This is a genomic window from Klenkia sp. AC732 (assembly GCF_979256525.1).
This window is the reverse complement of record NZ_CEEDOS010000032.1, coordinates 23,815-44,238: the sequence shown is the minus strand read 5'-3', so window position 1 is coordinate 44,238 and position 20,424 is coordinate 23,815. Positions and strand designations below refer to the sequence as shown.

20 protein-coding genes are annotated in these 20,424 nt (G+C 73.6%); 18 read left to right on the top strand and 2 right to left on the bottom strand.

Translation table 11 applies throughout. The features are described 5' to 3' along the window. Nucleotides 1-71 precede the first annotated feature (71 nt). From AC0IVP_RS15450 to AC0IVP_RS15410, 9 genes are all read left to right on the top strand, one after another. On the top strand, nt 72-806 hold the full coding sequence (locus tag AC0IVP_RS15450) for a helix-turn-helix transcriptional regulator (protein WP_471757650.1): 735 nt from the start codon (nt 72-74) through the stop codon (nt 804-806). Continuing rightward, nucleotides 803-2,239: a Fe-S cluster assembly protein SufB gene (gene sufB, locus AC0IVP_RS15445; protein WP_056300907.1), complete on the top strand. Its 1,437-nt coding sequence runs from the start codon at nt 803-805 to the stop codon at nt 2,237-2,239. Before AC0IVP_RS15450 ends, sufB begins: the two co-directional genes overlap by 4 nt. Next, nucleotides 2,239-3,573 (top strand): Fe-S cluster assembly protein SufD, encoded by a 1,335-nt coding sequence (gene sufD / locus AC0IVP_RS15440; protein ID WP_056300905.1) that lies wholly within the window; start codon nt 2,239-2,241, stop codon nt 3,571-3,573. The genes sufB and sufD overlap by 1 nt, the downstream gene beginning before the upstream one ends. Then, nucleotides 3,570-3,929 carry a Rieske (2Fe-2S) protein gene (locus tag AC0IVP_RS15435; RefSeq protein WP_056300902.1) on the top strand — a complete coding sequence of 120 codons (360 nt, stop codon included), beginning with the start codon at nt 3,570-3,572 and terminating at the stop codon, nt 3,927-3,929. Before sufD ends, AC0IVP_RS15435 begins: the two co-directional genes overlap by 4 nt. 10 nt (nt 3,930-3,939) lie before the next feature. After that, the gene (gene sufC, locus AC0IVP_RS15430; RefSeq protein ID WP_471757648.1) at nt 3,940-4,767 is read left to right on the top strand and encodes a Fe-S cluster assembly ATPase SufC; all 828 of its coding nucleotides are present in this window, start codon (nt 3,940-3,942) and stop codon (nt 4,765-4,767) included. Then, on the top strand, nt 4,764-6,104 hold the full coding sequence (locus AC0IVP_RS15425) for a cysteine desulfurase (protein ID WP_471757646.1): 1,341 nt from the start codon (nt 4,764-4,766) through the stop codon (nt 6,102-6,104). Before sufC ends, AC0IVP_RS15425 begins: the two co-directional genes overlap by 4 nt. Then, nucleotides 6,104-6,580: a Fe-S cluster assembly sulfur transfer protein SufU gene (sufU, locus tag AC0IVP_RS15420; protein ID WP_056300894.1), complete on the top strand. Its 477-nt coding sequence runs from the start codon at nt 6,104-6,106 to the stop codon at nt 6,578-6,580. The genes AC0IVP_RS15425 and sufU overlap by 1 nt, the downstream gene beginning before the upstream one ends. Further along, the gene (locus AC0IVP_RS15415) at nt 6,577-7,041 is read left to right on the top strand and encodes a metal-sulfur cluster assembly factor (RefSeq protein ID WP_471757644.1); all 465 of its coding nucleotides are present in this window, start codon (nt 6,577-6,579) and stop codon (nt 7,039-7,041) included. Before sufU ends, AC0IVP_RS15415 begins: the two co-directional genes overlap by 4 nt. A gap of 278 nt (nt 7,042-7,319) precedes the next feature. Beyond that, entirely contained in the window at nt 7,320-7,793 is a 474-nt protein-coding gene (locus AC0IVP_RS15410; RefSeq protein ID WP_471757642.1) for a hypothetical protein, read from the top strand. Between the two features lie 19 nt (nt 7,794-7,812). Here the strand turns inward: AC0IVP_RS15410 and AC0IVP_RS15405 are convergent, their stop codons facing one another. Both AC0IVP_RS15405 and AC0IVP_RS15400 read right to left on the bottom strand, forming a co-directional pair. Further along, entirely contained in the window at nt 7,813-9,828 is a 2,016-nt protein-coding gene (locus AC0IVP_RS15405) for an SCO7613 C-terminal domain-containing membrane protein (RefSeq protein ID WP_471757640.1), read from the bottom strand. Between the two features lie 96 nt (nt 9,829-9,924). Continuing rightward, the gene (locus tag AC0IVP_RS15400) at nt 9,925-10,617 is read right to left on the bottom strand and encodes a FadR/GntR family transcriptional regulator (RefSeq protein ID WP_056300880.1); all 693 of its coding nucleotides are present in this window, start codon (nt 10,615-10,617) and stop codon (nt 9,925-9,927) included. A gap of 213 nt (nt 10,618-10,830) precedes the next feature. Between AC0IVP_RS15400 and AC0IVP_RS15395 the strand changes: the two genes are divergently transcribed. The 9 genes from AC0IVP_RS15395 to AC0IVP_RS15355 all read left to right on the top strand — a co-directional run bounded on the left by AC0IVP_RS15395 (nt 10,831) and on the right by AC0IVP_RS15355 (nt 20,319). Then, nucleotides 10,831-12,255 carry a GntP family permease gene (locus AC0IVP_RS15395; protein ID WP_471757638.1) on the top strand — a complete coding sequence of 475 codons (1,425 nt, stop codon included), beginning with the start codon at nt 10,831-10,833 and terminating at the stop codon, nt 12,253-12,255. A gap of 40 nt (nt 12,256-12,295) precedes the next feature. After that, on the top strand, nt 12,296-13,438 hold the full coding sequence (locus AC0IVP_RS15390) for a CaiB/BaiF CoA transferase family protein (protein WP_471757636.1): 1,143 nt from the start codon (nt 12,296-12,298) through the stop codon (nt 13,436-13,438). Then, nucleotides 13,435-14,202, top strand: a complete 768-nt coding sequence (locus AC0IVP_RS15385; protein WP_471757634.1) for an enoyl-CoA hydratase — start codon at nt 13,435-13,437, stop codon at nt 14,200-14,202. Before AC0IVP_RS15390 ends, AC0IVP_RS15385 begins: the two co-directional genes overlap by 4 nt. 81 nt (nt 14,203-14,283) lie before the next feature. After that, nucleotides 14,284-15,885 carry a ribosomal protection-like ABC-F family protein gene (gene abc-f / locus AC0IVP_RS15380; RefSeq protein ID WP_056300868.1) on the top strand — a complete coding sequence of 534 codons (1,602 nt, stop codon included), beginning with the start codon at nt 14,284-14,286 and terminating at the stop codon, nt 15,883-15,885. A 144-nt stretch (nt 15,886-16,029) separates the two neighbouring features. Further along, nucleotides 16,030-16,281, top strand: a complete 252-nt coding sequence (locus AC0IVP_RS15375; RefSeq protein WP_056300858.1) for a helix-turn-helix domain-containing protein — start codon at nt 16,030-16,032, stop codon at nt 16,279-16,281. Next, complete coding sequence (locus tag AC0IVP_RS15370) at nt 16,278-17,051, top strand: enoyl-CoA hydratase/isomerase family protein (RefSeq protein ID WP_471757632.1); 774 nt, start codon at nt 16,278-16,280, stop codon at nt 17,049-17,051. Before AC0IVP_RS15375 ends, AC0IVP_RS15370 begins: the two co-directional genes overlap by 4 nt. 73 nt (nt 17,052-17,124) lie before the next feature. Next, the gene (locus tag AC0IVP_RS15365; RefSeq protein WP_471757630.1) at nt 17,125-19,023 is read left to right on the top strand and encodes an ABC transporter ATP-binding protein; all 1,899 of its coding nucleotides are present in this window, start codon (nt 17,125-17,127) and stop codon (nt 19,021-19,023) included. Between the two features lie 49 nt (nt 19,024-19,072). Next, entirely contained in the window at nt 19,073-19,525 is a 453-nt protein-coding gene (locus AC0IVP_RS15360; protein ID WP_056300851.1) for an SgcJ/EcaC family oxidoreductase, read from the top strand. Next, complete coding sequence (locus tag AC0IVP_RS15355; RefSeq protein WP_471757628.1) at nt 19,522-20,319, top strand: sulfurtransferase; 798 nt, start codon at nt 19,522-19,524, stop codon at nt 20,317-20,319. Before AC0IVP_RS15360 ends, AC0IVP_RS15355 begins: the two co-directional genes overlap by 4 nt. Nucleotides 20,320-20,424: the final 105 nt, after the last annotated feature.

Here is a 20,424-nt window from a genome sequence, read left to right as displayed (position 1 = left end):
TTGTGGAATCCACTGCGGCGCAGTCCGCCCGTCCGTCGGCACCGGCCGACGACGGGCGCACCCGTGACCGTGTGACGGGTCTGCTGCTGGAGCACGGCGCGCAGACCGCCACCGAGCTGGCCACCCGCCTGGGCGTCTCGCCGGCCGCCGTCCGCCGGCACCTGGACGGCCTGGTGGCCGAGGGCCGGGTCGCCGAGCGCTCGTTGCCCGGCTCGGTCCGCGGCCGCGGTCGCCCGGCCCGGCACTTCAGCCTCACCGACGCCGGCCGCTCAGGCTTCCCGCACGCCTACGACGACCTGGCGCTCACCGCGCTGCGGTTCGTCGCCGCGCACGGCGGCCCCGACGCCGTCCGGGACGTCGCCGAGCGCCAGCTGGCCGGCCTGGAGGAGCGCTGCTCCACCGCCGTCGAGCGGGCCGCCTCGACGACCGGCCCCGAGCCGGTCGACCGGGCCCAGGTCCTGGCCGAGGCGCTCACCGCCGAGGGCTACGCGGCCTCGGCGTCGGCCATCTCCAGCGGCGGCCAGCTGTGCCAGCACCACTGCCCGGTGGCCCACGTCGCCGCGGAGTTCCCCCAGCTGTGCGAGGCCGAGACCGCGGTCATCGGGCGGCTGGTCGGCACGCACGTCCAACGCCTGGCCACCATCGCCCACGGCGACGGGGTCTGCACCACCCACATACCCGGGAGCCGACGGAGCGGGAACACAACCCGCCCCGGGAGCCCTGTACCGAGAGAGCGGGCGGACGCACCACCCCGCCCCGCACCGAGCCACACCCGCCAGATCGCCCGGGAGAGGACGCCCGCATGACCACCACAGAGCAGCCCGTCACCCCGCTGACGCAGGACGAGCAGATCGACCAGCTCGGCCGCTACAAGTACGGCTGGGCGGACGCCGACGTCGCCGGCGCCTCGTCCCGTCGTGGCATCAACGAAGAGGTCGTCCGCGACATCTCGCGCCGCAAGAACGAGCCCGAGTGGATGCTCGAGCGCCGCCTCAAGGCCCTCAAGCTCTTCGGCAAGAAGCCCATGCCCGACTGGGGCTCCGACCTCTCCGGCATCGACTTCGACAACATCAAGTACTTCGTGAAGTCGACGGAGAAGCAGGCCGCGACCTGGGACGACCTCCCGGCCGACATCAAGAACACCTACGACAAGCTGGGCATCCCGGAGGCCGAGAAGCAGCGCCTGGTCTCCGGCGTCGCGGCCCAGTACGAGTCCGAGGTCGTCTACCACTCGATCCGTGAGGACCTCGAGCAGCAGGGCGTCCTGTTCCTGGACACCGACACCGCGCTGCGCGAGCACGAGGACCTGTTCCGCGAGTACTTCGGCTCGGTGATCCCCTCCGGGGACAACAAGTTCTCCGCGCTGAACACCGCCGTCTGGTCCGGTGGCTCCTTCATCTACGTGCCCCCGGGCGTCAACGTGGAGATCCCGCTGCAGGCCTACTTCCGGATCAACACCGAGAACATGGGCCAGTTCGAGCGGACGCTCATGATCATCGACGAGGGTGCCTACGTGCACTACGTCGAGGGCTGCACCGCGCCGATCTACAAGTCGGACTCGCTGCACTCCGCGGTCGTCGAGATCATCGTGAAGAAGAACGCCCGCTGCCGGTACACGACCATCCAGAACTGGTCGAACAACGTCTACAACCTGGTCACCAAGCGGGCCGTGGCCCACGAGGGCGCGACCATGGAGTGGGTCGACGGCAACATCGGCTCCAAGGTGACGATGAAGTACCCGGCCGTGTGGATGACCGGTGAGCACGCCAAGGGCGAGGTGCTCTCGATCGCCTTCGCCGGCGAGGGCCAGCACCAGGACGCCGGCGCCAAGATGGTGCACGCCGCCCCGCACACCTCCTCGAACATCATCAGCAAGTCCGTCGCCCGCGGTGGCGGCCGGACCTCCTACCGGGGCCTGGTGCAGATCGACGAGGGCGCCCACGGCTCCCGCTCCACGGTGAAGTGCGACGCGCTGCTGGTCGACACGATCAGCCGCTCGGACACCTACCCCTACGTCGACGTCCGCGAGGACGACGTGTCCATGGGCCACGAGGCGACCGTCTCCCGGGTGAGTGAGGACCAGCTCTTCTACCTGATGAGCCGTGGTCTGTCCGAGGACGAGGCGATGGCGATGGTCGTGCGCGGCTTCGTCGAGCCGATCGCCCGGGAGCTGCCGATGGAGTACGCCCTCGAGCTGAACCGCCTGATCGAGCTGCAGATGGAAGGTGCCGTCGGCTGATGCCGGAGAACACTGACACCCCCGACACGATCGCCGGACCGGCCGAGTCCGCCGCGCTGGCCAGCGAGCTCTTCGCTCCCGGCGTCGGCGCACAGGCCGGCCCGCCGACCACCCCCGCCTCCGACACCGGCACCGCCGGTGCCGGGCCGGGGTCGCACAGCCACGGTGGCCCGACCCCGACCGGTTCGCCGGCCGAGCGGTTCACCTCCGCCGACCCCGACGACTTCGCCGTCGTCACGGGTCGGGAGGAGCAGTGGCGCTTCACCCCGATGAAGCGGGTCCGCCCGCTGCTGGAGGGCGCGGACTCCGACGCCCGCCTGGAGCTGACGTCGGACCTGCCCGACGGGGTCGAGCTGACCACCGTCGGCGCCGACGACCCGCTGCTCAAGGGTCTGCCCGAGCCCGTCGACCGGCTCGCCGCCCTCACCCGCGTCCGCGCGGGCGGTGCGACCGTCGTCCGGGTGCCCGCGGAGGCGCAGCTGGACCGTCCGGTCACGCTGTCGCTGCGCGGCACCGGCTCCGACGACGTCGTGTGGGGCCAGACCGTCATCGAGGTCGGCGCGTTCGCCAAGGCCACCGTCGTGCTGGACCACTCCGGCTCTGCCAAGTACTCCGGCGGGGTGGTGGTGCTCGTCGGCGACGGCGCGCACGTCGAGCTCATCAGCGTCCAGGAGTGGGAGCCGGGCACGGCCCACGGCGGTCAGTACGACGCCGTCGTCGGCCGGGACGCCACCTTCCGCCAGGTCGTCGTGACCCTGGGCGGGGACCTGGTCCGGCTGGTCAGCAACGTCGAGTACGCCGGCCCCGGCGGCACCGCGGACCTCTCCGGCGTCTACTTCGCCGACGAGACCCAGCACCAGGAGCACCGGCTCTGGGTCGACCACGCGACGCCGAACTGCGTCAGCAACGTCGTCTACAAGGGCGCGCTGCAGGGCGAGGAAGCGCACACGGTGTGGGTCGGCGACGTCCGGATCCGCCCCGCGGCCACCGGCACCGAGACCTACGAGCTCAACCGCAACCTGGTGCTCACCGACGGCGCCCGCGCCGACTCGGTGCCCAACCTGGAGATCGAGACCGGCGAGATCGTCAGCGCCGGCCACGCCAGCGCCACCGGCCGGTTCGACGACGAGCAGCTGTTCTACCTCTGCTCGCGGGGGATCGACGCCGAGACCGCCCGCCGCCTGGTCGTCCGCGGCTTCTTCGCCGACGTGGTGCAGAAGATCGCCGTCCCCGAGCTGGCCGACCGCCTGATGGGCACCATCGAGCAGCGGCTGGGTGCCCTCCCGGGCCTCGAGGAGCAGGACGTCGAGCAGGGCGAGCTCCAGCCGGCATGAGCTACCAGCGGGTCTGCTCCCTCTCCGAGGTCGCCGACGGCGAGGCCCTCCCGGTCTCCGTCGGCGACGGCGCAGATGCCATCGAGCTCGTCGTGGCGCGGCACGAGGGTCAGGTGTACGCCCTGACCGACCTGTGCTCGCACCAGGACTACCCGCTGAGCGACGGGGACGTCGAGATCGTCGACGGCGTCCCCACCATCGAGTGCACCTGGCACGGGTCGTGCTTCGACCTGCGCACCGGTGCGCCCACCAACCTGCCGGCGAACAAGCCGGTCACCACCCACCCGGTCCGCGTCGAGGGCGACAGCATCTACGTCGACGTCCTCGTCGACACCTCCGCGGCCGAGACGAACTGAGAGGCATGACATGAGCGAGACCACCGGCAGCGTGCTGGAGATCCGCGACCTGCACGTGACGGTCGGGGAGGGTGACGAGACCAAGGAGATCCTCCGCGGCGTCGACCTCACCATCCGCAGCGGCGAGACCCACGCGATCATGGGCCCCAACGGCTCGGGCAAGTCCACCCTGGCGTACTCCATCGCCGGGCACCCGAAGTACACGATCACCGGTGGCACCGTCACCCTCGACGGCGAGGACGTCCTCGCGATGACCGTCGACGAGCGCGCCCGGGCCGGCCTGTTCCTGGCCATGCAGTACCCGGTCGAGGTCCCCGGCGTCTCGGTGTCGAACTTCCTGCGCACCGCGGCCACCGCCGTCACCGGCCAGGCGCCGAAGCTGCGCACCTGGGTCAAGGACGTGCGCACCGAGATGGAGGCGCTCGAGATGGACGCCGCCTTCGCCGAGCGCAACGTCAACGAGGGCTTCTCCGGTGGTGAGAAGAAGCGCCACGAGATCCTCCAGATGGGCCTGCTCAAGCCCAAGATGGCGATCCTCGACGAGACCGACTCCGGTCTGGACGTCGACGCCCTGCGCGTCGTCTCCGAGGGCGTCAACCGGGCCAAGGCCAACAGCTCCGTGGGCGTCCTGCTGATCACGCACTACACGCGGATCCTGCGCTACATCGAGCCCGACTTCGTGCACGTCTTCGTCGCCGGCCGGGTCGTCGAGGAGGGCGGCAAGGAGCTGGCCGACAAGCTCGAGGCCGAGGGCTACGCCGCCTACCTCAAGGCCGACGCCGACGCGCTGGTCGCCTCGGACGCCGCTGCCTCGCTGAGCGGGTCGGCCACGGCATGACCGTGACCGCCTCACGCTCCGCGGCTCCCTCGGGAGCACAGGGGCGCGCACCGCTCCCGCTGGACGTCGAGGCGGTCCGCGCCGACTTCCCGATCCTGGACCGCACGGTCCGGGACGGGAAGCGGCTGGTCTACCTGGACTCCGGCGCCACCTCGCAGAAGCCACGCCAGGTGCTCGACGCCGAGCGTTGGTTCTACGAGAACGTCAACGCCGCCCCGCACCGCGGCGCGCACGCCCTGGCCGAGGAGGCCACCGAGGCCTACGAGCAGGCCCGGGCGACGATCGCCTCCTTCATCGGCGCGCAGTCCGACGAGGTCGTGTTCACCCGCAACTCCACCGAGGCGATCAACCTCGTGGCCTACGCGATGAGCAACGCCGTCACCGCCAAGGAGCCCGAGTTCCACCGGTACGCCGTGGGGCAGGGCGACGAGATCGTCGTCACCGAGATGGAGCACCACGCCAACCTGATCCCGTGGCAGCAGCTGTGCGAGCGCACCGGCGCCACGCTGCGCTGGCTGGGCCTCACCGACGACGGTCGCCTGGACCTGTCGGACCTGGACACCGTGGTCAACGAGCGCACCAAGCTCGTCACGGTCACCCAGCAGTCCAACATCCTGGGCACCATGCCGCCGCTGGCCCCGATCATCGAGCGCGCGCACGCCGTGGGCGCGTTGGTGATGGTCGACGGCGCCCAGTCGGTGCCGCACCAGCCGGTCGACGTGGCCGCCCTCGGCGCGGACTTCCTGGTGTTCTCCGGGCACAAGATGCTGGGGCCCACCGGGGTCGGCGTGCTGTGGGGCCGGTCCGAGGTCCTGGACGCACTGCCGCCGTTCCTGACCGGTGGCTCGATGATCGAGGTCGTCCGGATGGAGGGCAGCACCTTCGCCCCGCCGCCGCAGCGCTTCGAGGCCGGGGTGCCGATGACCGCGCAGGTCATCGGGCTGGCCGCGGCGTGCGACTACCTCACGGCGCTGGGCATGGACACCGTGCTCGCGCACGAGGAGGCGCTGACCGGCTACGCCCTCGAGCAGCTGCAGTCCATCCCGGGCGTGCGGGTCATCGGCCCGCCCGACACCGTCGCCCGCGGCGGGGCGATCAGCTTCGTCGTCGAGGGCATCCACCCGCACGACGTCGGGCAGGTCCTCGACGACCAGGGCATCGCCGTCCGGGTCGGGCACCACTGCGCCTGGCCGGTCGTGCGCCGCATGGGGGTGCCGGCCACCACCCGGGCCACGTTCTACGTGCACACCGGCTACGACGACGTCGACGCACTCGTCGAGGGCGTCCGGCATGCCCAGCGCTTCTTCGGTGTTGACGCGGTGGAGGAGGGAGCCTGATGAAGCTGCAGGACATGTACCAGGAGATCATCCTGGACCACTACCGGAACCCGCACGGCCGCGGTCTGCGCGACCCGTTCGACGCCGAGGTGCACCACGTCAACCCCACCTGCGGGGACGAGGTGACCCTGCGGGTCAAGGTCGAGGGCGACACCCTCACCGACGTCTCCTACGAGGGGCAGGGCTGCTCGATCAGCCAGGCCTCGGTGTCGGCGATGTACGACCTGGTCGTCGGCAAGAGCGTGCCGGAGGCGCTGGCCACCGGTGAGGACTTCGTGCGGCTGATGCAGGCCAAAGGCGACACGTCCGTGGCCGACGAGCTCGAGGACAGCCTGGAGGACGCCGTCGCGTTCGCCGGGGTGTCGAAGTACCCGGCGCGGGTCAAGTGCGCGCTGATGAGCTGGATGGCCCTCAAGGACGCCAGCGCCCGGGCCTGGGAGCCCACCGAAGCGACGACCACGGGAGAGCCCGCATGAGCGAGACCACCGACACCACCGCCGTCGACACCACCGCCGTCGACACCACCGCCGTCGACACCACCGCCGTCGATGCCCCCGTCGCTGACGCGACGTCGGCGCCCGCCGCCGCCGCGGCGCCCAGGGCCCCGTTCATCAAGGCCGACCTCGAGGAGCTCGAGGAGGCCATGCGCGACGTGGTCGACCCCGAACTCGGCGTGAACGTCGTCGACCTGGGCCTGGTCTACGGCCTGGAGGTCGACGACTCCAACGTCGCCGTCATCGACATGACGCTGACCTCGGCGGCCTGCCCGCTGACCGACGTCATCGAGGACCAGGCCCGCCAGGCCCTCACCGGCGGCCCCGGCCCCGGCCTGGTCGACGACATCCGGATCAACTGGGTGTGGATGCCGCCGTGGGGCCCGGACAAGATCACCGACGACGGTCGCGAGCAGCTGCGCGCACTGGGCTTCCGGGTCTGACCGAGGACCTTGCTGCCTCCCACCACGAGCGAGCTCGCGGTGGGTCCCTGCAGCAAGGCGGTTCCAGCACCTCGCCTCGCACGCCGCGGACTCCTGCAGGCAGGCCGCAGGACAGGGTCGGAGGACCGCTCCCGGCGGTGCTGGCGGACCTGGTTGCGGGCGTCGACCCCGCCGCTGACGGCAGCGTCACGACACAGCCCGCGCCCCTCGGGGCGCGAGCTGTCGTCGTCGGTGGAACCGCGTGGGCGGTGGTCGGCGCGGACGTCGACCCCGGCTGGGTGAGCGCGTGGACCGCGGCCTCCCCAGACCCGATCGCCGCGCCGCTGTCGGCCCGGTTCCTGGCCGCGCTGGCCGACGAGACCGGGGTCGAACCGGGCGTGGTGGACGCCGTGCTGGTCGCGCCCGCGGCCCCGGTGCGCCCGGCCCTCCCGTTGCAGCCACTGGAAGCAGCCGGGCACCCCCGGGTGCAGCGGGCGCACCTCCACCGCACCGACGTCCGCGTGCTCGGCACTCCCGACGCCGCGGCGCTGCTGACGCTGGGGCGGGGTCTCACCGGCCGGTGGGAGGTCAGCATCGAGGTGGACCCGGCTGCCCGGGGCCGCGGGCTGGGTGCCGCGATGGCCGCCGCCGCACCGGCCCTGGTGGACGGTCCGCTCTGGGCCCAGGTCGCCCCGGCCAACACCGCGTCGCTGCGGTCGTTCCTGGCCGCGGGCTACCGCGTCGTCTGCGCCGAGTCCCTCTTCGGCTCCTGAGCGGCGGGCCCGGACCGGGTCAGCGGAAGGTGCGCAGCCGGGACGGCACTCGATCGCCGCGCCGGCGCTGCCGCTCCCGGGCGGCGCCGAGGGCCAGCAGCAGCGCGCCCACCACCAGGAGGGCGGCCAGCCACGGGGTGGGGACGCCGTCCAGCAGCCAGCCGACGGTCACGCCCACGACGGCGACCAGGCCGAGCACGAACGGTGCCCGCACCGCGCCACCGAGCCCGCCGACCACGCAGACCAGCGCCGCCAGCAGCACCAGCACCTGCCGCAGCGGGGTGGGGTCGACCAGCGTCCAGGCGACCGAGGGCAGCAGGCCGACGGCCAGACCCGGGCCCCAGGCCGCCCAGGACGCACCGTGCGGCAGCCGCCGCCAGTCCCCGGCCAGCAGCACGACGCCCGCGGGGACCGTCACCACCTCGACCGCCGACCAGCCCAGCTGGGCTCCGGCCGACCAGGCCGCGGCGACCAGTGCCAGGCCGCCCAGCACCCGGGTGGTCCGCTCCCGGGTGACGTCGCCGTGCCCCATGAGCGCCAGGCCGAGGACGGCGAGCAGCACCGCGGTGACCGCCCACGCACCGGCCGACGCCGCCGTCCCGACCCCGAGGGCGCCGACGAGCGCACCGGTGGTGGCGGTGGGCGCGGCAGCCCGCTCGTCGGGGGAGTCACCCGCGGGGCGGCGCAGCGAGAGCCGGGGCTCCTCGGTGCGGCCGGTGTCGCGGGCGGCGAAGGCGTCGCGGACGTCGGCGGGGGCCGGTCGCCGGGCGGCGCGACCGCCGACCCGGGACCGCACCCAGGAGGCGACCCGCGAGGCGGCCCGGCGGGGGAGGACCACGGCGAGCACCACGGCCTCCCCGAGCGCGGTGACGGCGATGGCGACCAGCACGACGGCCACCCCGGACGGCGACACCGGGCCGGTGGTGGTCAGCAGCACGACCGCGGCGGCCGCGGCGCCCACGGTGACCGGGACGGTGGAGGGGCGGGTGCCCCGGCTGCGCGCGGACAGCAGGGCCGCGGCGGCGGCGGTGGCCACCAGCAGCAGGCCCAGGTCCCCCCAGCGGCCCGCACGCCCCAGTCCGGCGCAGGAGAGCGTGGTCAGGGTGACGGCTGCGGTGAGGCCGGCGTCGCGGGGCACCCAGTCGGGTCCACGGGAGGCGGCGACCGCCACCACGGCGGCGAGCCCCAAGCCCAGGAAGCCGGCGCCGAGCACCCAGCCCGGAGGGCCGGTCAGCGCCGCACCGCCGACGGCCGTCCCGGCGGTCAGCCCGGACAGCACCGGCACCAGGCCGCGGGTGGGCAGCTGGGGCACGTCCGGGGAGGCGGTGAGGAGCAGCCCGACGGCGGCACCGACGGCCAGCCCGGCCGCCGGCAGCGGGTCCGCGCCCGACCAGGCCACCCGCTCGGCGACGACGACGCCGCACACCCACCAGGGCACCGCGCCGAGCAGCCCGGTCCAGGCGACCGCGTCGGAACCGAGCCGGGCGACGACCAGTCCCGTCACGGCGACCGTCAGCAGGACCGCGGCCGCCGTTACCCCGGAGACCCCGGTGTCCAGCACGAGGACGAGCACGGCGACCTGGCCGGCGACCCAGGCGGTCACGGGCCAGGTGCGCAGCTGGGGGCTCAACGGCCACAGCGCGAGCGCCGCCGCCGCCACGAAGCCGGACAGCGTGGCGGCGGCGAGTGGCCCGTCGGGTGCCGAGGTGGCACCCACCCCGACCAGTGCGCCCGCCGAGGCCACCGCACTGAGCGCGAGCGCCTCACCGGCGGTGCGGCTGCCGGCGTGCCCGGCCAGCACCGCCAGTGCCGCGCAGACCAGCAGCAACCCGACCACGACGGCCACACCCAGCGGGTTGCCGACGGTGAGCGCGGCCAGCCCGGTGCCGACGACGGCCACCGCACCGCCGCCCAGCAGCAGCTGCTGCGGGGTGACGCGGTCGCGCAGCGGGGCGGCCCGGACCTGCGGCGGGTAGGACTCCACCGGGTAGGGCAGCGGGGGCACCGGGCGCGACGGGCGCGGTGGAGCGCTCACGGTCACCTCCGGGCCGGGCTGCGGGTGGACGTCGGGGTGGAGTGGTCGGCAGGGCCTCCCGACCACGGTAGGGGTGCGCCGGGGCGCCCGCAGCGGTCAGGGAGCGGGTGACAGCCCCGAGGAGGCGTAGAAGCCCCGGATGTGCCGGGAGACGAGGTCGGCGGCAGCGTCCGGGTCCGCGGCGGCGATGGCCTCCACGACCCCGCGGTGCTCCCGGCGGAGCCGGTCCAGCAGGGAGTCCCAATCGGCCACGTGCGGGACCGAGGCCTGCACGTAGGTCTCGATGGAGGACCGCAGTGAGGCCATCACTGCGCCCACCAGCACGTTGCCCGACAGCTCGGCCATGGCCACGTGGAGCTGGGCGTCCAGGTGCAGGAAGGCGCGGACGTCGAGGGCCCGGTCCTCCATGGCGGCGAGGAGTTCCAGCACGCCGTCCAGGGGTGCGCCGGCGCGGGCGGCGGCGGCGACCGCACCGGACTCCAGCATCACCCGGGTCTCCACGACGTCGGCGACCGGGAAGGCCCTGGTGGCCACGTGCAGCCGCAGCGCGGAGCTCAGCGGGGCGAGCGGTTCGGCGATGAGCACCGCACCGGCGTCGGCGCCGGAGCCCACCGACCGGCGGACGACGCCCATGGCGGCGAGCACCTGCAGGGCCTCGCGCACCGAGCCGCGGGACACCCCGCACTGCTCGGCCAGCGCCCGTTCCCCGGGCAGTCGCATGCCGACGAGCAGCGACCCGTCCTGCAGCTGGTCCTCGACGTGCCGCAGGACGATCTCGGTGGCCCGCACGGGGTGAGCGTACGAGCACGTCAGCGCCCCGGGCGCCCTCCCTGCTGGCCGGGTGCCGCCCTCGACACGCCAACGGAACCAAGAGGGCCGGAGTAGCCCAGGTCACAGGGGCCCCGCTACGGTGTGGTCCGACCACTGAGGTCCGACCACACACCGCCTCGCTGCCGAGGCGCCGCGCCCACCCGGACGCGGCCGACACGAAGGTCCGCGCCCATGTCCGACGGCATCCTGCTGATGCACACCGCCATCACGATCATCGGCGTCATCGCCCTGATCGTGCTGCTCAAGGTCCACCCGGTCTTCGCCCTGCTGGCCGGCATCCTCTACCTCGGCATCGCCTCGGGACTCGGCCTGGACGGCACGGTGGAGACCCTCACCACCGGCTTCGGCTCGATCCTGGCCGAGATCGGCCTGCTCATCGCCTTCGGCATCACGCTGGGGACGACGATGAGCGAGCTGGGCGTCATCGACCGGATCGTCCGCGGGCTGCTGCGGGCCTTCGGGCCCCGGCGCTCGCCCTACGCCCTCGCCGTCACCGCGGGCACGGCGCTGCAGTCGATCTTCGCCGACGTCATGCTGGTGGTGACCGCCCCGATCGCCCGCGGCATGGCCCGAACGGTGGGGGACAAGGGCATCCCGCGGGTCGCCTCCGCGCTGGTCACCGGCATCCTCGTCGGCCTCACCATGATGATCCCCAGCGTCGGCTCGCTGGCCCTGGCCGGCGTCATCGACATCCCGCTGTGGCGCTACCTGCTCTTCGGCACCCTCGCCGGCGTCGTCACCATCGTGGTCACCGTCTTCGTGCTGCAGGTGCTCATCGAGCGCACCCGGTTCTGGGACCCGGCCACCGACGAGGACCGGGTCACCTTCGACCGCCTCGACGGCGTGGACCTGCCCGAGGACGGGTCCGCCGGGGGCTCCGCCACCCCGGGCGGTGCCGGCGGCGCCGTGGCCACCGCGCCCGCCCGGACCGAGACGCAGACCGAGGGACGACGGGTGCCCATCGGGCTCGCCGTCGCCCCGGTGGTGGTCTCGCTGCTGCTCATCGCCGCCGGTTCGCTCACCGACGTGTTCGGCGTCGAGGCCGCGCTGCTGACGTTCCTGGCGACGCCGACCATCGCCCTGCTCATCGGCGCCTTCGCCTCCGTCGTCCTGGTGCAGGTGTACCGCGGGCAGACCGGGGTCAAGCGGTCCCTGGACCGCTCGTTCACCAACCTCGGTGAGGTGCTGCTGCTCACCGGCCTGGGCGGTTCGCTGGCCGGGCTGGTCAAGGCCACCGGCCTGGGCGACGTCCTGGGCCAGTTCTTCGAGTCCAGCGCCGGTCCGCCGATCCTGCTGGCCTGGCTGATCGCCGTCGTGCTGCACGTGGCCATCGGCTCGGTCAGCGTCGCGGCCATCACCGCCGCCGGCATCCTCGGCCCGGTCGCCGCCGGCGCCGGCATCGACCCGGTGCTCATCGCACTGGCCGCCGCCTCCGGCGCGCTGTTCCTGATGACGGTGCACAGCAACTTCTTCTGGATGGCCAAGAACCTGCTGGGTCAGACCACCAAGGGCGCCGTCAAGGTCGTCGGGACGTCGACCTCGGTGGCCTCGGTCGTCGGGCTGGGCGTCGTCCTGCTGCTGAGCCTCGTGCTGTGACAGCACACCCGACCGACCCCACCAGCGAGAGGACCCGCACGTGACCGCACCGACCGCACCACCGCTGACCGGCGTCACCGTCGTCGAGGTCGGCTCCTTCATCGCCGCGCCCTGGGCCAGCATGCAGCTGGCCGACCTGGGTGCCCGGGTGGTGAAGGTGGAGACCCCCGGCACCGGCGACTTCGTCCGCGGCAACGCCCCCCTCGTGCAGGGGGAGGGCTCGGCGTTCCTGCGGATCAACCGGAACAAGGAGTCCGTCGCGCTGGACCTGAAGTCCGAGGAGGGCCGCGCCGCCTTCCTCGACCTCGTCGCCGACGCCGACGTGCTGGTGGAGAACCTCCGCCCGGGCGCGATGCGCCGGCTCGGGCTGGGCTACGAGGACCTGGCCGCCGACCACCCCCGGCTGGTCTACGCCTCGGCCTCGGGCTGGGGGCAGGACGGGCCGCTGGCCCAGCAGCCGGGCCTGGACGTCATGGCGCAGGCCCGCTCGGGCCTGATGAGCATCACCGGGTTCCCCGACTCCGGGCCGGCCAAGGTCGGCGTCCCGGTGTGCGACCTGGTGTGCGCGCTCTACGTGGCGCTCGGGGTCACCGCTGCCCTGCGCGAGCGGGACCGCTCCGGTCAGGGCCAGCACCTGGACGTCTCGCTGTACGAGTCCGGGGTGTCCCTGGCGGTGTGGGAGGCCGGTCGGTACTTCGGCGACGGCGGCGTCGCCGGCCCGCAGGGCGCTGCGCACCAGTCCCAGGCGCCCTACCAGGCCGTCGTCACCACGGACGGTCATGTGACGGTGGGCGCGAACACGCCCGGCCTGTGGCTGCGGTTCTGCACGGCCCTCGGGTTGGACGCGCTGCCCGAGGACCCCCGCTTCGTCGACAACAGCGCCCGGATGGCGAACCGCCCGGCCCTGATCGCGGCGATCGAGGAGGTCACCTCCACGCTGACCACCGCGCAGGTGCTCGAGGCCCTCCAGGGAGGCGGCGTGCCCTGCGCGCCGATCCAGACCTACGACGAGGTCTTCACCGACGAGGCGCTCACCGCCCGGGACTTCCTCTGGGAGGCCGAGCACCCGACCATCGGCCCCGTCACCCAGCTGGGCTCGCCGATGCGCTTCTCCCGCACGCCCACCCGGCGGGACAACGCCGGCCCGCCGCTGGGGTCCTCGACGACCGGGGCGCCGGCATGAGCGCCGACATCCGGGTCGCGGTCGAGGGGCCGGTCCTGTCGGTGACCTTCGACCGGCCCGCCCAGCGCAACGCGATGACGTTCGCGATGTACGAGGGACTGGTCGAGGCGTGCGAGCGCGCCGACGCCGACGACGAGATCCGGGTCGTGGTGCTGCGTGGCGCCGGGGGCCACGCCTTCGTTGCCGGCACCGACATCGCCCAGTTCGCCGGTTTCGACGGACCGGCCGGGGTGGCCTACGAGGCCCGCATCGACGCCACCATCGGACGGCTGCTCGCCGTCACCGTGCCGGTGGTCGCGGCGATCGACGGGTTCTGCATCGGCGGCGGCCTGGCCATCGCCGCGGCCGCCGACCTGCGGGTCGCCGACCGGTCGGCCCGCTTCGGCTACCCGATCGCCCGCACGCTGGGCAACACGTTGTCCGCGGCCAGCTACGCGCTCACCCTGCGGCACTTCGGGCACGCCCGGACCGTCGACATGGTGATGACCGCCCGGCTGCTCGACGTCGAGGAGGCCCGCAGCGCCGGGTTCGTCACCCGGGTGACCGACGACGTCACCGCCACCACGGCCGACGTCGTCGGCAAGCTGCTGGCCAACGCCCCGCTCACCCAGTGGGCGGCCAAGGAGACGCTGCGCCGGCTGCACGCCGCCGCGGTGCCGGTGCAGGCCGACGACGTCCTGGACCGGGTGTACGGCTCGGCCGACTTCGCCGCCGGAGTCGCTGCGTTCACCAGCCGGCAGGCCCCGGGGTGGACCGGCCGCTGACCACCACCCTCCCCGGGGTGCCACCGATGTCACCCCGGCAAGGGGTCGGTTCCAGCCCCCGACGCCAGTACCATGGGCTCAGTGATCACGACCACCGGCCTCGAGCTCCGCGCGGGCTCGCGCATCCTGATCAGCGAGGCCGACCTCCGCGTCCAGCCCGGTGACCGGATCGGGCTCGTCGGGCGCAACGGCGCCGGCAAGACCACCACCCTCACCACGCTGGCCGGTGAGCGGGTGCCGCACGCCGGCAAGGTCGACCAGGTCGGCGAGCTGGGCTACCTGCCGCAGGACACGCTCAGCGGCGACCTGTCGATCAGCGCCAGCGACCGGGTGCTGTCCGGCCGTGGCCTGGACGAGCTCAAGTCCCAGCTGACCAAGGCCCAGATCGCGATGGCAGAGCCCGCCGACGACGCCGAGCGCGACCGCGCCGTGCGCCGCTACGGCCGGCTCGAGGACCAGTTCGCCGCCATGGGCGGGTACGCCGCCGAGTCCGACGCCGCGCGCATCTGCACCAACCTGGGCCTGCCCGACCGGGTGCTCGAGCAGCCGCTGCACACGCTGTCCGGTGGCCAGCGCCGCCGCGTCGAGCTGGCCCGCATCCTGTTCTCCGACGCCGAGACGCTGCTGCTCGACGAGCCCACCAACCACCTGGACGCGGACTCCATCGCGTGGCTCAAGGGCTTCCTGGCCACCCACCGCTCCGGGCTCATCGTGATCAGCCACGACGTCGAGCTGCTGGCCGCCGTCGTCAACAAGGTGTGGCACCTGGACGCCAACCGGGCCACGGTCGACGTCTACAACCTGGGCTGGAAGCGGTACCTGGACGCCCGGGAGACCGACGAGCGCCGTCGCCGCTCCGAGCGGGCCAACGCCGAGAAGAAGATCGGCGCGCTGACCGCGCAGGCGGACAAGATGCGCGCCAAGGCGACCAAGGCCAAGGCCGCCCAGTCGATGGACAAGCGTGCCCAGCGCCTGGCCGCGGGCCTGGAGCAGGTCCGGGTGCAGGACCGGGTCGCCAAGCTGCGTTTCCCGACCCCGGCGCCGTGCGGCAAGACCCCGCTCACCGCCGAGCGGCTGTCCAAGAGCTACGGCTCGCTGGAGATCTTCACCGGCGTGGACCTGGCGATCGACCGCGGCACCCGGGTCGTCGTGCTGGGCCTCAACGGCGCCGGCAAGACCACCCTGCTGCGGATGCTGGCCGGCACCGAGCAGCCCGACACCGGCGAGGTCAAGGCCGGGCACGGGCTGCGGCTGGGCTACTACGCCCAGGAGCACGAGACGCTGGACATGGACCGCTCGCTGCTGGAGATCATGCAGTCCGCCGCCCCGGACCAGACCGCCACCGAGCTGCGCCGCATCCTGGGTGCGTTCCTGTTCTCCGGCGACGCCGTCGACCAGCGGGCCGGCACGCTGTCCGGTGGGGAGAAGACCCGGCTGGCGATGGCCGCCCTGGTCTGCTCGGCGGCGAACGTGCTGCTGCTGGACGAGCCGACCAACAACCTGGACCCGGCCAGCCGCGAGCAGGTGCTCGAGGCGCTGCGCACCTACCAGGGCGCGATCGTGCTGGTCACCCACGACGAGGGCGCGGTCACCGCCCTGGACCCGGACAAGGTCATCCTGCTGCCCGACGGCACCGAGGACACCTGGTCCGCCGACTTCGCGGAGCTCGTCGAACTGGCGTAGTCCCCTTCGAAGGGCGCCAGTCCCGCACAGGGGTGATCATCCTTGTGGGAGGCCGACGTCACCAGGACGCGGCACCGGCAGACCAGTGGGGGACCACGACCGCCGTCCGCGGCGGGCGTGGAGACGCTGGCACGGAGGGGAGTCATGGCCGACTCGAACGCAGCCGACTCGACCGCAGCGGACGCTGCCGCCGAACTGGGCAAGGGCAAGCGGATCACCGGGGACGACCGGAACACCCTCGCCGACGAGCTGCGCAAGCGGTACGACGCCGGGGAGAGCATCCGCCTGCTGGCGGCGTCCACCGGGCGCTCCTACGGCTTCGTGCACCGTCTGCTCAGCGAGTCCGGCGCCACGCTGCGCAGCCGCGGCGGCGCCAACCGCTCCCAGGCGTCGTGAGCGGCGACCCGGCCGACGGCTGGGTCACCACCGCCCGGGACGGCGCGGTCCTCACCGTCACCCTGGACCGTGCCGACCAGCTCAACGCCCAGACCCCGCAGACCTGGTACCGGCTGGCCTCCATCGGGGAGTCCCTCGACCCGGACGTCCGCGTCGTGGTCGTCCGGGGCGCCGGCCGGGCCTTCTCCGCCGGCCTGGACCGCTCGCTGTTCTCCACCGACCCCGGCCAGGACGGCGGCCTCGGTGACCTCCTCGCCCTCGGCGACGACGGCGCGCAGCAGCGGATCCGGGAGTACCAGGCCGGCTTCCGGTGGCTGCGCCGCCCGGGCATCGTCTCGGTCGCCGTCGTGCAGGGGCACGCCATCGGCGCCGGCGCGCAGCTGGCGCTGGCCTGCGACCTGCGGGTGTGCAGCACCGCGGCCACCTTCAAGCTCCCGGAGGCCGTGCTCGGGCTGGTGCCCGACCTGACCGGCACCTCCACCCTGGTGCAGGCCGTCGGGTACTCGCGGGCCCTGGAGATGTGCCTGACCGGCCGCGGGGTGGGCGCCGCCGAGGCGCTGGCCAGTGGGCTGGCCAACGCCGTCGTCGCGCCGGAGGAGCTCGAGGACGCCGTCATCGCGCTGGTCGCAGGCATCCTGGGGCCCGACGTCGCCGCCAGCCGGGCGACGGCGGAGCTGGTCCGCCGGGCCGCGGCCGTCGACGCCGAGGGTCAGGACGCCGCCGAGCGGGCGGCCCAGCTGGCCCGGCTGCACGCGCTCGCCGGCCGCTGACCCACCGACCGCCGACCGGAACACCGGCGCGGCTGCGCCGGTTGGCCCCACCGACACGTGAGAGGTGGAGTCCGTGAGCTCACCCATGACCTCGATGGCCGCCATGCGGTCGTTCCAGCGCAACCCACAGCCGGGCCGGGAGATCCCTGCGGGGACGGTCAAGCGGATCCTGGGGATCGCCGGGCCCTACCGGCGGGACCTGACGTTCTTCCTGTCCCTGGTCGTCGTCTCGGCGGTGATCGGGGTGCTGACGCCGCTGCTGGCCGGCGACATCGTCAACCGGATCGCCCGCCTGGACGGCACCGCCGCCGACATCGTGCGGATCGCGTTCCTCATCGCCGGGCTGGCGTTGGTGGACGCGGCCAGCTCGTTGGCCCAGCGCTGGTACTCCTCCCGGATCGGGGAGGGCGTCATCTACGACCTGCGCGCCCGGGTGTTCGCCCACGTGCAGCGGATGCCGGTGGCGTTCTTCACCCGCACCCAGACCGGCGCGCTGGTCAGCCGGCTCAACAACGACGTCATCGGCGCGCAGCAGGCGTTCACCTCGACGCTGTCCGGGGTGGTGTCCAACGCGATCGGGCTGGTGCTCACCGCCGGGGTGATGCTGACGCTGTCCTGGCAGATCACGCTGCTCTCGATCGTGCTGGTGCCGCTGTTCGTGCTCCCGGCCAAGCGGATCGGCTCCAAGCTGCAGGAGATCACCCGGGAGTCCTACGGGCTCAATGCCTCGATGAACGCCACGATGACCGAGCGGTTCAACGTGGCCGGTGCGCTGCTGGTCAAGCTGTTCGGCCGGCCCGAGGCCGAGGTCGAGTCCTTCCGGGCCCGCGCGGCCCGGGTGCGCGACATCGGGGTGCTGTCGGCCATGTACGGCCGCACGTTCTTCACCGCCCTCACCCTGGTCGCCGCGCTGGCCACCGCGCTGGTCTACGGCCTGGGCGGCTCGCTGGCCTTCGACGGGTCGCTGTCCCCGGGTGCGGTGGTCTCCCTGGCGCTGCTGCTGTCCCGGCTGTACGGACCGCTGACCGCGCTGTCCAACGTCCGGGTGGACGTGATGAGCGCGATGGTCAGCTTCGACCGGGTCTTCGAGGTGCTCGACCTGGAGCCGATGATCGCCGAGGCACCCGACGCCCGGCCGGTCCCGGCCGACGACCGCTCGGTGGAGTTCGACCGGGTGTCGTTCTCCTACCCGACCGCCGACCAGGTGTCGCTGGCCTCGCTGGAGGACCTGTCGCTGCCCGAGCACGGCGGGTCCACGGTCGTGCTGCGCGACATCAGCTTCCGGGCCGAGCCCGGCCAGCTGGTCGCCCTCGTCGGCCACTCCGGGGCCGGGAAGTCGACCATCGCCAACCTGGTGCCCCGGCTCTACGACGTCACCGACGGCGCCGTCCGGGTCGGTGGGCTCGACGTCCGGCAGGCCACCGCGGGCTCGCTGCGCGCCGCGATCGGCGTCGTCAGCCAGGACAGCCACCTCTTCCACGACACGATCCGGGCCAACCTGGTCTACGCCCGCCCCGAGGCCACCGAGGACCAGCTGTGGGCCGCGCTCACCGGCGCCCGGATCGCCGCGCTCGTCGCCTCGCTGCCCGATGGCCTGGACACCGTGGTCGGGGACCGCGGCTACCGGATGTCGGGCGGGGAGAAGCAGCGCCTGGCCATCGCCCGGGTGCTGCTCAAGGGCCCCGGTGTCGTCATCCTCGACGAGGCGACCGCGCACCTGGACAGTGAGAGCGAGGTCGCGGTGCAGAAGGCGCTGGACACCGCGCTCACCGGCCGGACGTCGCTGGTCATCGCGCACCGGCTGTCCACCATCCGGGCCGCCGACCTGATCCTGGTCGTCGACGAGGGGCGCATCGTCGAGCAGGGCACCCACGAGGAGCTGCTGGCGCTGGGCCACCGGTACGCCGACCTGTACCGCACGCAGTTCTCCGACCGCGAGGAGACCGTGTCACCCGCCGCCACACAGGCCTGACCACTAGCGTCACAGGAGTCCCAGCCGTCACCACCCCGTCGGAGGCCCGTTGTCCGCCCTGCACCCCGACGACGCCGAGATCCGCGCCGTCTACGCCGAGTACCTGGCCGGGTGGAACGCCCGCAGCGGCGCCCGTGTCTCCGCCGTGCTGACCGACGACGGCGACGTCGTCGGCTTCGACGGCAGCAGCACCCACGGTCGGCTGCAGATCGCCGCCGACATGCGCCGGCTGTTCGCCGACCACCAGACCCCGGCCTACGTCGGGCTGGTCCGCTCCGTGCGCTCGATCAGCGACGGCGTGGCCGTGCTGCACGCCGTCGCCGGCATGGCCCAGCCCGGCACCGGTCGCCTGGACCCCGGGCTGCACGCCGTGCACACCGCTGTGGTCGTGCGGGACGGGCGGCGCTGGAAGATCTCGGTCTTCACCGCCACCCCCGCCCAGTTCCACGGCCGCCCCGAGGCGGTCGCGGCGCTCACCGCCGAGCTGGAGTCCGTGCGGTGACCCCCGTGCTCGCCGGGCCCGACGACGTCGCCGGTGCGGTGGTGCTCGACGTCCGCTGGGCGTTGGGCGACAGCCTCGGCCGCGAGCGGTACCTCTCCGGTCACCTGCCGGGGGCGGTCTACGTCGACCTGGACACCGAGCTGGCCGCACCGGCGTCCGCCGCGGGTCGGCACCCGCTGCCCGAGCTCGCCGACCTGCAGGCCGCCGCCCGGCGCTGGGGCGTCTCCGCCGGCGACCGGGTCGTGGTCTACGACGCCGGCCCCGGGACGGCGGCCGCCCGCGCCTGGTGGCTGCTGCGCTGGGCCGGGGTGGCCGACGTCCGCATCCTGGACGGCGGGTTGGCCGGCTGGCTCGGTCCGGTCGAGCCCGGTGACGTCGTCCCCGGGCCCGGTGACGTGGTGCTGACCGGGGGCGGGATGCCGGTGCTGACCGCCGACGAGGCCGCCGCACTGCCCGGCACCGGTGGGGTGCTGCTGGACGCGCGGGCGGGGGAGCGGTACCGGGGCGAGGCCGAGCCGGTCGACCCCCGCGCCGGGCACGTGCCCGGTGCGGTGAGCGCACCGACCACGGACAACCTGACGCCGACCGGTCGCTTCCGCGCCGACCTGGCCGACCGGTTCGCTGCGCTGGACGTGACCCCGGGGACGACCGTGGGCGTCTACTGCGGCTCCGGGGTGACCGCCGCACACCAGGTGGCCGCGCTGGCCGTCGCCGGGGTCGACGCCGCGCTGTGGCCGGGCTCGTGGTCGGAGTGGTCGGCGGACCCGCAGCGACCGGTGGCGACCGGCGCCTGACCCTCGCTGCCGCCCCTCCCCAGCGCCGGACCGCTCGATGTCACATCGAGCAGCCCTTGCTCGGCACGAGACCGCTCGATGTCACATCGAGCAGCCCTTGCTCGG